General features: G+C 62.2%; 10 protein-coding genes. 1 reads left to right on the top strand and 9 read right to left on the bottom strand.

Annotated features, from left to right (window positions below; all coding sequences use genetic code 11):
• Positions 1-232 precede the first annotated feature (232 nt).
• The 7 genes from ACQPZ2_RS19070 to ACQPZ2_RS19040 form a co-directional block, all read right to left on the bottom strand.
• Complete coding sequence (locus ACQPZ2_RS19070) at positions 233-1,048, bottom strand: ATP-binding protein (protein WP_433526762.1); 816 nt, start codon at positions 1,046-1,048, stop codon at positions 233-235.
• A complete protein-coding gene (gene istA, locus ACQPZ2_RS19065; protein ID WP_433526761.1) occupies positions 1,045-2,592 on the bottom strand; it encodes an IS21 family transposase in 1,548 nt (515 codons plus the stop codon). Before istA ends, ACQPZ2_RS19070 begins: the two co-directional genes overlap by 4 nt.
• Positions 2,593-2,668: 76 nt before the next feature.
• A complete protein-coding gene (locus ACQPZ2_RS19060) occupies positions 2,669-3,124 on the bottom strand; it encodes a hypothetical protein (protein WP_433527468.1) in 456 nt (151 codons plus the stop codon).
• A gap of 82 nt (positions 3,125-3,206) precedes the next feature.
• Positions 3,207-4,112, bottom strand: a complete 906-nt coding sequence (locus ACQPZ2_RS19055; RefSeq protein WP_433527467.1) for an IS3 family transposase — start codon at positions 4,110-4,112, stop codon at positions 3,207-3,209.
• Positions 4,113-4,193: 81 nt separating this feature from the next.
• Positions 4,194-5,438, bottom strand: coding sequence for a group II intron reverse transcriptase/maturase (gene ltrA, locus ACQPZ2_RS19050; protein WP_433523351.1), 1,245 nt, complete (start codon positions 5,436-5,438; stop codon positions 4,194-4,196).
• A 569-nt stretch (positions 5,439-6,007) separates the two neighbouring features.
• A complete protein-coding gene (locus ACQPZ2_RS19045; RefSeq protein WP_433523352.1) occupies positions 6,008-6,316 on the bottom strand; it encodes a transposase in 309 nt (102 codons plus the stop codon).
• Positions 6,317-6,395: 79 nt separating this feature from the next.
• A complete protein-coding gene (locus ACQPZ2_RS19040; protein ID WP_433526760.1) occupies positions 6,396-7,670 on the bottom strand; it encodes an AlbA family DNA-binding domain-containing protein in 1,275 nt (424 codons plus the stop codon).
• An 857-nt stretch (positions 7,671-8,527) separates the two neighbouring features.
• Here ACQPZ2_RS19040 and ACQPZ2_RS19035 point away from each other — a divergent pair.
• A complete protein-coding gene (locus tag ACQPZ2_RS19035; RefSeq protein WP_433520296.1) occupies positions 8,528-9,619 on the top strand; it encodes an IS630 family transposase in 1,092 nt (363 codons plus the stop codon).
• A 2-nt stretch (positions 9,620-9,621) separates the two neighbouring features.
• On the opposite strand, the gene ACQPZ2_RS19030 is transcribed toward ACQPZ2_RS19035, so the two are convergent.
• Entirely contained in the window at positions 9,622-10,173 is a 552-nt protein-coding gene (locus ACQPZ2_RS19030; RefSeq protein ID WP_433526759.1) for a hypothetical protein, read from the bottom strand.
• A gap of 1,560 nt (positions 10,174-11,733) precedes the next feature.
• Positions 11,734-13,776, bottom strand: coding sequence for a pentapeptide repeat-containing protein (locus tag ACQPZ2_RS19025; RefSeq protein WP_433526758.1), 2,043 nt, complete (start codon positions 13,774-13,776; stop codon positions 11,734-11,736).
• Between the last annotated feature and the right edge of the window lie 24 nt (positions 13,777-13,800).

The raw sequence follows: 13,800 nt of genomic DNA, 5'->3' as shown, positions 1-13,800 counted from the left end.
GACACGATCCGGTCCACGGCAGCTCACGCAACAAGGCTCCCGCTACCCCGCGGCAGCGTGATACTGCTCGCGATGCTCGATCCACGGCCGCTGACGCTGTTCCTCACTCATCGCCAACAACTCCCTGTCGCCTGCCAGCCTGAAGGGACCACCGGTTTGCCATGAGCATGGGACCGGGGTTGCGTCCGGTCGCGGGCCGTGTGTTGATCGTGGCCGACGACGGGGCTGCTGGTCAATCCGAGCGGCTGGGATGGGTCGGTTTGCCGCGGCGCGGCTTCTGCCGTTGCCGGTAGGACTCGCCCTCGACGACGAGTTCGTAGGCGGCTGATTGGAGCCGGTCCATCGCCGACTGCGCTAGGAGTGGGTCGGCCATCATGGTCAGGATCTCGGGTGGTTCCCGGTTGCTGGTGATGACGGTGGAGGCCTTGCGGTGGCGTTCGACGATGAGCTCGTAGAAGTCGCCTGTCTCGACCGCTTCGAGCCGGTGCAGGGCCAGGTCATCGAGGATGAGCAGGTCGACGCGGTGCAGTTTGCGCATCTCGTCTTCGTAGCTGCCGTCCAGCCGCGCGCCCCGCAACCGCTTGAACAGTTTGTCGGCGCGTTCGGTGTGAACGGTATGGTGGCGGCGGACGGCGATGTGTCCTAATGCGTTGGCCAGGAACGTCTTTCCGACCCCGACTGGCCCCATGACCAATACGTTGTAGGCGTCGGCGAGGAATCGTAGCGAGCATAGTTCGGCCCAGAGTTCGCGGTCGAAGGTGACCGCGGTCGAATCGTCCCACGCCTGCAACTGCATCTGCGGGTCCAGGTGGGCGGCGGTAGCGCGGCGTTGCTCGGATTCCCGGTCGCGGCGGGCGACCTCGTCGGCGAACAGCATCTCCAGGAAGTCGTGGTGCGGCAGCCGGTTCGACCGCGCCAGGGCGAGGCGCTCGGGGAGGGTGTCGAGCAGCTGGCCGAGCTTGAGCCGCCGCATCAGCGACTTCAGCTCCGGAGTGATCTCGATCGGTTTGACCGCCGGGGAGGCGGCGGGACGGCGGGTGGTGCTCATGACGGCCTCCTGACCGCGAAATCGGTGGTGGAACGGACGAACCGGGACGGGGCCGGCGGGGGTAGCAGCGTCAGCTGCTGGCCGGTGGTGCCGCGGGTAAGCATGCGGTCGATGACGCCGACGTCGACGACCTCGGCGTCCAGAGCGCGGCGGCAGGCATCGTCGACGGCGTCGGCGCCGTGGCGGCGCACCAGCCCGAGCAGCCGGTAGACCTGCCTCATCTTCGTCCAGGGCAGTGGATGCTCGAGCACCGCCGCCGCATAGGCGCCGACATGAGTGCCGTGGTCGAATGCTTTGCGTTGCAACGTATTCAGGTCCCGCATCGCATAGGCGCTCAGCTCGCTGGGCAGGTCCGCCGGATCGGTCTGCCGGCGGCCGGCTCCGACTCGGGGGTGGACCTTGATCAGCTCACCACGGAAGTAGAGCTTCACCGTCTGCGAGTCGATGCGGGCGGTCAACCGCTGCCCGACGAGATCACCGGGAATGCTGTAGAGAGCCTGGGAGATCTGAACATGCCGATCCGGCGCGACCTTCGGGTTCACCCAGATCGGGATGTCGAATGCGCCCTCGGGCAACGGTTTGAGCTTCGGATGCTCGTCGGTGGCGAACACTTCGGCCGGACGTAGGCGCGTGGTGCCGTGTATTCTCATCCCCGCGGTCTCGGCGCACCACCGCTGCGCGCGTTCCCGGCAGTCCTCGAGATCCCGGAATTGTTCTCCGGCAAAGAAATTCGACCGTGCATAAGGAACGCAACGTTCGACTCTCGGCTTGTCCTGCGGGCGGCGGATCCGCGCCGGATCGACCACGAACCCGCGGGATTCGGCGTACTCGCGGAACGAGTCGTTCAACCTCGGTTCGGTCGCGTTCGCGCGGTCGACGATGGCTTTCATGTTGTCCGGGATCGCGACGGCGAACACGCCGTCGAAGAACACCCAGGCGGCTTCGAACCCGGCGACGACGTCGTTGAGTGTCTCCCGGTAGGTCGGGAAGACGAACATGTGCCGCGAATACACCGCAGTGAAGATCAGCCCCTTCACCACCCGCCGACGGCCCTCGACATCGGTCAGCAGGCCGAGCCGGCCGAAGTCGACCTGTACTTCCGCGCCGGGTTCGCAGTCGGCTACCCGCACCGTCGCCCGACGCTTCCCGAAACCCAATTCTGTTGTGGCATAACGGTTCAACGTCCGATACGACACCATCACACCACGGCGGGCGAGCAGAATATGAATCTTCGTCAGGGTCAGGCCCTGATCCAGCCACGCCTTGATCTGCTCGGACTGACCGGCGAGACTCTCCCACACATCGCTCTTACCATTCGGTCGAGACCGACGAACCCCGGCGATCACCGCCGCCACCAGCTCATCGGTCAACTGCTCCACACCCTCGTCGCGGTCCACTCCGCACGACTGGGCTCGCTCGACATACCGGCGCACCGTCTTGCGGTCGGTGCCCGAGAGCCGGGCCACCTCCCGCAACCCGCGACCCTGCAGCCATAGCCGCAGCATCTCCCTGATCTCGATCACCGAAACCTCCCGGTAGCTCATCTGGCCAATACAGCGGCCGAGCGACCGGAAGCCCCGAAGCCACGCCGGGTGGTCCCATAACTGGCAAAACCGCTAGTCAGGTGGTCCCATCAGTGGCAAACGGGGTGGTCCCATGCTCATGGCAAAACCGGCTTCGAAGTGGTCCCTTCCTCCTGGCAGCCGACAACTCCCGCAACTTCACCCACGCCACCTCATCAACCGGGGTGTAGATCTGCATCCACGCATGAGGTAGCGCAGGCAGCGACATGCTCGTCAAGAACATCTCCAACTCCCCCACCGCCAAATTTCGGATCTGCTTCGTACGACTCGCCGGAACAGCAACATCATTACGAGCCCACAAAGACGCGAAAGCCTCACTCTCCGCACACAACTCGGAGACGAAATCCTCCCAACTCGGATCACCGAGATTCTTCACATACGAACCACGCAGATAACCGACCATGCGCCGCAAGTCATCCCAATTATGCTGATAGGTATTGCAGCACTCCGGAGTCAGGAACACCCGACGAGCCACATTCCGCTCCCCCTTCACAAAACCCGGACACAACACCTCATACGACTTATTGTGCGCCAACACGTCATAATGGAGTGTTCCCGGTTTCGTGGACACCGGGTCAAGCCGCGATCTGACTGATTTCCCTGTACCCTAACGAATATTCTTGTGGTGTCAAATAATTGAGCGAGGAATGCCTTCTCCGAGTGTTGTAATAGTTCTCGATCCAATCGAAGGTCTCTGTCCGCAACCGCGCCAGTGTCGGCCAAGGTCGAGTGTGCACCAGTTCCTTCTTGTAGGTCGCGAAGAACGATTCCGCGACTGCGTTGTCGAAGCATGATCCAGTGCGTCCGAGCGACCTACGAATCTTGTTCTTCCGACAGTATGAGGCGAATTCCTTGGACGTGTACTGGCTTCCGCGATCGGAATGGAAAATCACCCCTGCCGACGGTCGACGTCGCGCCAGGGCCATGTCCAAGGCATCGGTGATGAGGCTGGTGCGCATGTGATCGGCGATGGCCCACCCGACCACCGCTCGGTCATGCAGATCGATCACGGTGGCGATATAGGCCCATCCGGCCCAGGTTTTCACGTAGGTGATGTCGCCGCACCAGCGGCGATTGGCCGCTGCTGCGGTGAAATCACGCCCGAACAGATCCGGCGCGTCCACCGGTTTCGATCCACGGATCGTGGTGCGGCGGAACGATTTCGGGTGCCTGCCCTGCAGTCCGGCGGCCCGCATGAGCCGCCAGACCCGCTTGCGTGAGATCCGGTGACCGGCCACCCGCAGGGCGGCATGCACCCGCCGTACACCCGGATTACCATGCAGCGCTTGATGAATCGTGCGGATCAGTCGCGTCAACGCCGCATCGGAGCTGTCACGCTCGCTGGGACCGCGTCCCCGCCAGGCGTAATACCCCGACCGCGACACGTCCAACTCACGGCACATGAAATCGATGTCGAACTCACCCGAATCCGCCCAGCCCGCGATCGCGGCGAATTTCACCGCTGGTCTTTCGCGAACCAGGTCGCAAGTCGAGTGGCCCGGGGGAATTTCGCCCCCGGGCTCTCACAGAACCGTGCGTAACAGTCGCCCGTTACACGGCTCCTACCATCCAGTCGTCATGAAACCACGAGTGTATTGCCACTGCGCGAACAGGCGGGGATAACGCTGCCCCAACTGTTTCCACCACACATGAGCTTTCCTGAACCCGTGTATCTTCCGATATTTCTTCCGAGCCCACCGCATCAGATAGGTGTTGATGCGTCTGCACAAGGCATACAACTCCGACCGATAGAACCGACCGTAGTATTGCAGCCATCCCCGCACGATGGGATTGATCCACCGCGCGAGGTCACCAAGGGTCCAACTATTTCTCAGATGCAGCTTCCAGGAGCGGACTTCCCGGTTGATCGCCTTCTCTGCCGCCTTGCTGATCGCGGGCAGGAACGACGAGAACTTTCGCCCGTGCCGGTCCTGCGCACCCCGTATCCGGAACTCGTAACCCAGGAACGTAAACGACGTGTGCTCGTGAGAGCCATTGCGCCGCTTCCCATCCCGGCAGTAGACGATCTTCGTCTTGTCCGGATGCAAGCTCAGCCCGACTTCGGTCAAGCGACGACCGATCTTGTCGCGCACCATTTGCGCCTGCTTCAAGCTGGTGCAGTGCACTACAGCGTCATCGACATACCGTTCGAATGTCAGGTGCGGGAATTCCCGCGCCATCCACGCATCGAACGCGTAATGCATGAAAAGGTTCGCAAGAACGGGTGAAACTGCCGACCCTTGCGGGGTTCCGCGGTCCCGTTGTTCTAGCGTCCCGTCCGGGCGCTGCAACGGCGCACAAAGCCATCGTTGCACATACAACACCACCCAATCCTGGTCGGTGTTAGCCCGAACCGCTTTGACCATCAGGTCGTGATCCACGGTGTCGAAAAATTTCGCGATATCAAGGTCGATTACCCAATCGGATTTCCAGCACCGCTGTCGGCACGTCGCGACCGCGTCCAACGCCGAGCGTTTCGGCCGGTAACCATACGAGCCAGGATGGAATTTAGGTTCCACCCGTTTCTCCAACTCCATGGCCACCACCGTCTGCGCGACCCGGTCCGCGACCGTCGGCACACCCAGCACCCGCACTCCGCCACCAGATTTGGGGATCTCCACCGCCCGAACAGGCGGCGGAAAATACGTGCCCGACGACATCCGATTCCAGATCTTGTAAAGATTGTTCTTCAGATCCGACTCGAACACCGCCAGCGACACTCCATCCACACCGGCAGCACCCTTGTTCGCCCTCACTCGGCGAAACGCTTCGTGCACAGCCCATTTCGAAATTTCGAATGACTTCACCGACAACCTCGGCTGACTCACCCGGCTCCTCCCAGCCTTCGCTGGTTGACCACCGAGCCAACCCGGACAGTCCGGCCCCTTCGCTCCACGCCCATTACAGCCGCTTCACCACTACTACGAGCCGGTCCGCCAGCGCACCCCGCATCGGTACTCGACGGCTTGCAGTTTCTGCTGCTTGCCGCACTCCCTCTCACCACCGCATTCACGGCGGAAATATCGGGGCACGCCTTCCCACGTTCCATGCGAAAGCCGCAGACCAGGATCACGCCGCCTTCATGCCGGACACCACCTGGCCAGAAATCGGGCCACCCGCCAGGCTCATCCCGGTTCCAAAAAGAAGCCCCGGTTTCGATGTCACTTGATTTGCATAACGACACGTCGTCAGCGGTTCACTTTCGTTCGTCTTCCTGATCCCCATCTGACACCTCGAACGGGTGCCTTTTCCTCATCGCTCACCACGACGGTCTTCAGCCAACGCAGCATGAGGTGATTTGAAGCCTCCCACCCGACGGGCGGCTCCGAAGGGCCACAACCCCTTCATCATTCGCACAGCATCACATTCGGTCGATTTACCTACCTCGCTCGGCCTCCCGTGTTCGTGGCACACCTTTTTTTGCGAAGGCGACCTGCATCTTCAACTCCGCGTTCTCCGCACGCAACCGCTCCAACTCGGCCCGTTCCGAGTCGGAAATCGGCTTATCCCCGGAACCACCCGAAGCCCCGGACTCCTTCGCCTTCTTCACCCATTTCCTCAACGTCATCTCGTGCACGCCGATATTGCGTGCCACCTCGGCCACCGGCCGACCCTCACCCAAGACGAACGCCACCGCCTGGGCCTTGTACTCCTCGGTGAAATTACGCCGCGTCGAACCCAACACCAAACTCCCGTACTACCGGGCGGTCTCGACCCCTGTGTCCACCGAACCGGGAACGGTCCATATGACCCTACAAGTGGTCCTATATTGTCAGCTGAGCAGGTAGCCACGCCGCGATGGAATCCTGCTGCCAGTGAAGGGCGTTGGTTGCTGCGAGCTCGCCGTCGGCCCGCACGATGCATGTGTCGGCGACGGCGAACTGGCTAATGATATCGACAGCCAGCGCGTGAGCGGTCTGCACGACCGCGCGCGGAGATTCGGTCAGCTCGTCCAGGCTCGCGCTCACCCGGACCAGCTGAGGCTGCTCGGTCACAGGCACCGAATTTCTCACTTCCAGGTGCGAATCGGGAGTGCCGTTGCGGAACCGTGAGGCCGGGGCATACAGCGATGCTGGCTTGACGATCCGGACATTCACGTCAAAGGCGGGAATTCGCAGCTGCGCCAGTAGCTCGCAGTCACCACCGGCGCCCGATGCGGCCGCGTGATGGGCCAGCAGCGATACCATTGACAGAAGGCCCAGTTCGAGCCTGTCTTGCGCGAAGCCCGGGCGATCGGCCTTGGGATCATCGGGCTGGATCGCGTCGTCGGGGATTGCGGCGAAACCCGCTCCGTTGAGATGCAACTCCGTGTAGTCATCGTGTAGCACGGCGCGGGCGTCAGAGGTAGTGGTTACGACTGCACGCCGCAGCCCGGGGAATCCGTGGACCGCATCCTGGAAGATCATGGAAGGCAACGGCGGGACAGTGTCGACCCATCCCGAGACGTTTTCGGTGATTCGGGCGATGCTCGCCGAGCCCACCGAATGATGGGTGCCGAGGGCGCTGGGAAACAGCGACACCATCAGCCATCCCGTTCCAGCCGGTGTTCGGCGTTCGCCTTCCGCGCGTATCCGTTCCAGCGCGGCGGTACGTTCCTGGCGCGAGGTGAACCTGTCACGGTAACGACGCGCGATCTCCGGTTCGTGCAGATAGCGGGTCGTCTGTCCATCACGTATCGGGTAGCTGAGCAGGGTGCCGTCGCCGTTGTCGTTGCCACCCCGAACCACGGCGTGCGGTGCGTCCGGGCTGCGAGGTACCGCGACCACGTAGTAGCCGGTGTGCGTTTGCGGCGAGAGGGGAATCGGGATGATCCGTACGCCGGGCAGGAACGGCCGAATGGTGAACTGGCAAATCTTCTGCATCCGCTCGGTCTCGTCTGCGCTCAACTCGACCGGTGTCGAGGCGTAGGCCGCCGAATCGCGTTCGGCGACACCGAGGATCAGGATGCCGCCCTCCGCATTGGCGAGCCCTGCCACATCCTTGGCTAGTTCCTGCTTGTTCTCTGTCTTGGCTCCGTACAGGGTCTGCTTCCAGTCCAAGTCCTCGGCTTCGGGTACCCTCTTGTCGATCGCGTCGGTGATCTTTTCGGCATTCAACGCACCGACCGGGACACCGAACACAGCCGTCAGCCGCGGAAAAGTCTGCACGGCAACGCATTCTCCCACTTGATGTGTCGGTTGCCTGGCCACTGCCCGTGTCGTGCTCGCCTAGGGTCGAACTCCATCCATTAGACATGTCGGTTTATTGAGACCCGATCACGTTGTCGCAGTGGCTGATAGCGCTGCTCACTCGCCCGTTCCGTCGCCTTCCTTGCAAGGTGGAACCCGGACGGACTGCTGATCCGGACGCCGACGTCCAAATCCGCCGAATGGTCAGAGTCTGCCCGACAGCTGCTTTCGCATGCTCTGACAGATCCTCCGCTTTCAGGTGCGGTCATGATGACTGATGTTCTTGACGAGCATGTCGCTGCCTGCGTTGCCGCATGCGTGGATCCAGATCTGTACCCCGGTTGAGGTAGCGTGGGTGAAATTGGGTGAGTTGTTGGCGATGAGTGAGGAACAGCGGCAACGTCCGTGGATTGAGCACCGCGGGCAGTATCACGCCAGGGCGGGGTAGCGGGCGGTTCGTTGCGCGCGCTGTTGTGGACGGATCGTGTCGAGGTCATGATCCGCAGGCGCGAAGGCTCCTCGTTATGCCGTAGTGCACCAGCGCATAGCCTGTACCTGCACACTATCGGTGCCGACGGGTGCGGCAACTACCTCCACCCACTGGCCTGCCGCCGCGATACCCTAGCGATCGAGGCAACGCTCGCGGTGCCCGCCAAGTCCTAACGGCACTCTGACCCGTACCTAGTGTCCCGCGCCTGAGATCCGTTGAAGAATGGTAGGTTCGGCCGGTGGCGCGTGTGGGCAGGCCGGTGGCCGAGTTGATTCTGACTGACGATGAGCGCGAGACGCTGCAGCGGTGGGCACGTCGGGCGAAGTCGTCGCAAGCGCTGGCGCAGCGGTGCCGGATCGTATTGGGTTGCGCGGCAGGCAAATCCAATAAGGAAGTGGCCTCGGATCTGGGGATCTGGCCGCAGACGGTGGGCAAGTGGCGTAACCGGTTCGTGGCGCGGCGGCTGGAGGGACTGGTCGATGAGCCTCGCCCGGGTGCACCGCGCACGATCACCGATGAGCAGGTCGAGGCGGTGCTGGTGGCGACGCTGGAGCGGCAGCCGGTCGACGCCACGCACTGGTCGAGGGCGTCGATGTCCGAAGAGGTCGGGTTGAGCAAGTCCACGATCGGGCGGATCTGGAAAGCGTTCGAGCTCAAACCGCATCGGGTCGACGAGTTCAAGATCAGCAATGATCCACAGTTCATCGACAAGGTCCGCGATGTGGTCGGGCTGTATCTGGATCCGCCGGAGAGGGCGCTGGTGTTGTGTGTGGACGAGAAATCCCAGATCCAAGCGTTGGATCGGTCCGCGCCGGTACTGCCGATGATGCCGGGCATGCCCGAGCGGCGCACCCACGACTACATCCGTCACGGGATCACCACCTTGTTCGCCGCGTTGAACGTGGCCACCGGCGAGGTGATCGGGTCGATCCATCGCCGTCACCGCGCCGCCGAGTTCAAGAAGTTCCTCACCAAGCTCGACAAACAAGTCCCAGACGACCTCGACGTGCACCTGATCTGCGATAACTACAGCACTCACAAAGCCCCCATCGTCGCGAAATGGCTTGCCGCGCACCCGCGTTTCCACATGCACTTCACACCCACCTACTCGTCGTGGCTCAACGAGGTCGAACGCTGGTTCGGGCTGCTCACCGACAAGAAACTTCGCCGCAGCTCCCACCGGTCGGTCCAGGCCCTCGAACGCGACATCCGCGACTGGATCGTCCACTGGAACGAGAACCCGAAACCATTCACCTGGACCAAGACCGCCGATGAAATCCTGGATCGACTCGCCTCATATCTTCACCGAATTCCTGGCGCAGGACACTAGCCCTACCGTGCGGATACGGTTCCAAGCAGTCGGCCCTGCTCGACTTTCAACTGCGCAAAGCTGTGACGTGCATAGCTGAGAAGTTCCTCCGGCTGAAAGGCGACGACGGACCTGTGCTCGTCGTAATGCCCGTTCGCCCAGCGGCTGGCCGTGATCTCGTACCCGGACACGTGCGCGCACAGGTTGATCAGGACTGGCGGCATCTCCGGGTCGAGCAGGAGGTCGGCGTGGGACACGATCACATCACGCATGGCCTGGATGCTTGGAAGGAAGACTGTTGTCACCCACAGGCGCCACTCGGCGAGTTCTCCCTCTGTGGGCGGCATTTCGCCTTCGAAGATCGAGATATCTCTAGGGCGGCCATTACGTTCCACGAACGCATTGAAGACGCGCTTGTTGGCCTCGACCAGGGCCAGAAGCGGACCATACAACTCGGACAGTTGCTGGTTGACCCTCGATAACCGTTGCTTCCGCTGTTCCAGTCTTACGCCGTTGACGTACGTAGCCAGGTATCCCGTGAACGCCACACACACTGCGACCGCCGCTGCGACCATGGAAACTATGGTAACGAATCTATCTGCACTTCAACGGTTTTGACTCGCGCACTGCTCCACATGGCCCTGTCGACGTAGGCAAAGTTCTGTTGGTCGCCTCGTCGTCAGCGACAAAGGCGAGACCTCAGTCCGAGTCCCCAGGAGCGGCTCATAGTGTCGGCTGCTGGGCAGATGGCTGGCTCGCCGTCTGGTGGCCTTCCGCCACGCGGACCTCGGCCGAACGAACCACCCCCAATCCCGTCGAGGTCGAAACGGCCGATTGGTTGTGGTGCCTACGGTGGAGATTCTGTTTCGGGTGATGGTCGCATTTTGAATACTTGGGCCTCGAAGACCTGACTCGAGCCTCACCGCCCCGATGCCGGTCGCGAGGCAAGGCTGCGGTGCCGAATCGCCACGGCGGCAGTCGATTCCCGGTTGGTCTTCGCTGTCGATAAGCATGACTCTGTGGAGGTGGGTTAGCGACACGGGTCCGAGCGCCGGGAATCCGATGAGGGCCGCGAGCAGGACTATAGCGGGTCGGCGATCGGCGCGGCGTGATTCGTTACTGCGAAGCCGCTGTCTCGCCGCCAGCAGACCGTAGCTGTTAGCCATCCGTTTAGTGGACCCGGGGGGAGTGATAAATGGGGGCCGAGCACGCATGAGCCCGCTTCGCCGACATCTGCCTGTCTGAGTTGTTCACTGCCGCAATGCATGTCATCCAAACAGCGGCCATAGCTGGACCCGGAATTTCTGATGGTCGAAAAGGACGAGCGTGGCTCAGATCGGCCGCCGGGCATACGTATTCGGGGCTCCGTGTCGGGATATGTAGTAGGCCTCGTGTGCCTTCATGATCCGGTTCGCCAACTCTACCGTAGCGGTTGCAACTGTTGCGATCTCAGCCACGGTCCACGACTCTTCGCTGCCCGAAAACTTGTTGTACCGACTGCGCGTAACGTGGAAAGCGCGGTCCGAGCGATTCTTCACAGACGAGCGAGGCTTACACAACCTATGCGCATCGTCATCGCCCGCGTACTCGCATTCCGACCTCCACACACCATGAATGACGGTGTTGCGGTCGTTCCTGATGGGTGACACGGCCTTAAGGAGATCGCGGAGGCGCTCGACACGAGGGATGACTTCGGGTCCGTCGAACTCCAAACCGGGACTCTCGATACGTGAAGTCATCACAGCGATAGCGTTAGAAGCGAGCCAGTCCAGTGTCTGGCCTCCGAAGACCACTGAGCCGTGGCTGAGCCGTCCGCCTGAGTGTTCAGCCAAGACATAGCGCAGGACATCCTCCAATACCGCGCCTGCTGCAGCGACGCGCCCGATCGTTGTGAAAAGAGCGTCAGGAAGAGAGTCGTCGGTCATCCGTCGAGTGTCCAGCAGGACGAACATTTAGGCCAAGGAGATAGTGGGCATTGCTGGCAACGGACTGAATTGGGCACGCGTTGGGCAAAACAAATCAGGCTTTGGTGTGCTCATGTTGATCCGGGTCGGGTCACGCCGGCTCGGTGGCCTTCCAGACAATCCGGGATAGGTGACACCTCCCGCGTGCAGACGTACACACGCGGGTGGCAATCATGATATCGCCACAACAGGCGGCCAATCTGCTGGTTCGACATTCGCGGGTTTCCCTTGCCCTCCTTCGCTCCAATCGAACTCAGGAGAAGGCGGACCCCACTGCCGAGGCTCGGTGAAGACGACCTGTTCGGAGCCGAAGTCGGTAGCCAGGAAGCTGGTCTGGCTGGCAAATGCCGCCTTGCTGAACCCAGCGCCGCTCCTGAACACGGCCTCGCTGAACCCGACCGCAGGGCCGCTGAAAGTCGACTTGTCGAACATGGCGGGCCCGCTGAACTTCACGCTGTCGAACCGTGCAGCGCCGCCGAACGTTACCTCAACAAACCCGGCTGTGCCGCCGAATGTCACCCCGAAGAACCCGGCGGTGCCAGTGAACATCACATGGTCGAATCTTGTGTCGCCCAGGAACGTTGCTCTGCTGAATCCAGCGGTGATTCCGTTGAACGCCGCCCGGACAAACCTGGCGAGCCCGCCGAACGTCACCTCGCCGAAACCTGCGGCGAGGCCGTTAAATATCGCCTCGTCAAACCCGGCATCGTTGTTGAATGTCACGCCGTCGAACCCGGCGTCGCCGTTGAATGTCACACCGTCGAACCCAGCGAAGCCGTTGAACGTCGCCTCGTCGAAGCTGGCCCCGCCGCTAAATATGGCTTTGTCGAACTCGGCACTGCCGTTGAACGTCGTCTCGCCGAACCAGGCGCTGCCACTGAACGACACCTTGTCGAATCTGGCGGAGCTGTTGAATGTCGCCTTCACAAAAGAAGCGGCATCGGCGAACGTCGCCTTGCCGAAACGGGCATGGCCGCTGAACGCGGCTTCGTCGAACCCTGCAGCGTGCCTGAATGTCGCCTTGTCGAACCAGATGTCGCCGCAGTATGTGGTCAGCCCGAAAAGGGCGACGCCGCTGAACGTTACAGCGTTGAACGAGACGAGGCTGCTGAACTTCGCACCGCTGAAGAAGGCGGGGCCGCCGAATCTAACCTCGCTGAACCAGGCGGTGCTGCTGAACTGCGCCTCGCTGAACGAGGCACCGTCCCCGAAATCCGTCTCGGTGAACCGCGCGGTGCCGCTGAACACGGTCTCGCTGAAGTGGGCGGTGCCGCTGAATGTCGCGCCGCCGAACGCGGCGAGGCCGGTGAACGTCGCCGCTGTGAATCTGGCAGCGCCGCTGAACGTGACCTTGTCGAACTGCGCCTCGCCGCTGAATTTCGTCTCGCTGAACGAGGCGTCGTCCCCGAATGTCGCCGCACTGAACTGTGCCTCGCCGCTGAATGTTGCCCCGCCGAACGCGGCGTCGCCGCTGAATGTTGCCCCGCCGAACGCGGCGTCGCCGGTGAACGTCACACCCTCGAACCGCGCAGCGCCGCAGAATGCGGTGCGGCTGAGGTCGACGTCTTCGAGGTGGGCTGTACGAAAGTCGAAATTGCTTGTCGACCAGTGGTACTCGGCTTCCGATCGTAGGTGGTCGGCGATCACACGGACGATGGTGTTGCGGACCTCACGGTCGTTCTGCCGATACTCGAAATGCTGTTCGGTCTCCGGGCCGGATGGTTCCGCTGCCGGATATTTGCGGACGTCCTTAGTTTGGTGATTGCCCCCGAGGTCTGGAGTGTAGGGCAGACGCAGGTAGCCGCACAGCACATCGATGCACTGCTGGCGGCGCAGACCGTCAGATTCGTCGGCGACGCCGGCCATCGCGTACACCCCGGCGATGCGAACCGCGACATCGGTCGCGCCGAGTTGGGCGGCTGCGGCGCCGAAGCGCTCCACGAATCGGCTCTGTTCGACATCGCGCTGCCGCCGGTAAGCAATCACCAACGCGACAACACCACCAACCCCGGCGACGATGGTCAACGCGACTCGGGTGATATCGATCGGCGCCGCCTTCGCCTCACTAGTTGGGGTAATCCACCGTAGGAAGCTGTACGCCGCGAAGGCTACGGCCAGTCCGGCGACGAGCGCGATCCCGACCGCGGGGAACAATCGAATCCGTCCCGCGTGACGACCAATTGCCTTGTTGCGCTTACCCACCCACTTGAGCATTGGTCGATTGTGGCCGAAGCCTCG

The sequence above is a fragment of the Nocardia pseudovaccinii genome (assembly GCF_050942345.1).
GTDB classification, from domain to species: Bacteria; Actinomycetota; Actinomycetes; order Mycobacteriales; family Mycobacteriaceae; genus Nocardia; species Nocardia pseudovaccinii.
Note: the sequence above shows the minus strand (reverse complement) of the source record. Positions and strands in the feature narration are given on the sequence as shown.

What these genes read in the sequence shown, in the direction of transcription:
- ACQPZ2_RS19030 (WP_433526759.1), bottom strand. Translation starts at nt 10,173, where the DNA reads ATGGTCGCAGCGGCGGTCGCAGTGTGTGTGGCGTTCACGGGATACCTG.
- istA (WP_433526761.1), bottom strand. Translation starts at nt 2,592, where the DNA reads ATGAGCTACCGGGAGGTTTCGGTGATCGAGATCAGGGAGATGCTGCGG.
- ACQPZ2_RS19025 (WP_433526758.1), bottom strand. Translation starts at nt 13,776, where the DNA reads ATGCTCAAGTGGGTGGGTAAGCGCAACAAGGCAATTGGTCGTCACGCG.
- ACQPZ2_RS19070 (WP_433526762.1), bottom strand. Translation starts at nt 1,048, where the DNA reads ATGAGCACCACCCGCCGTCCCGCCGCCTCCCCGGCGGTCAAACCGATC.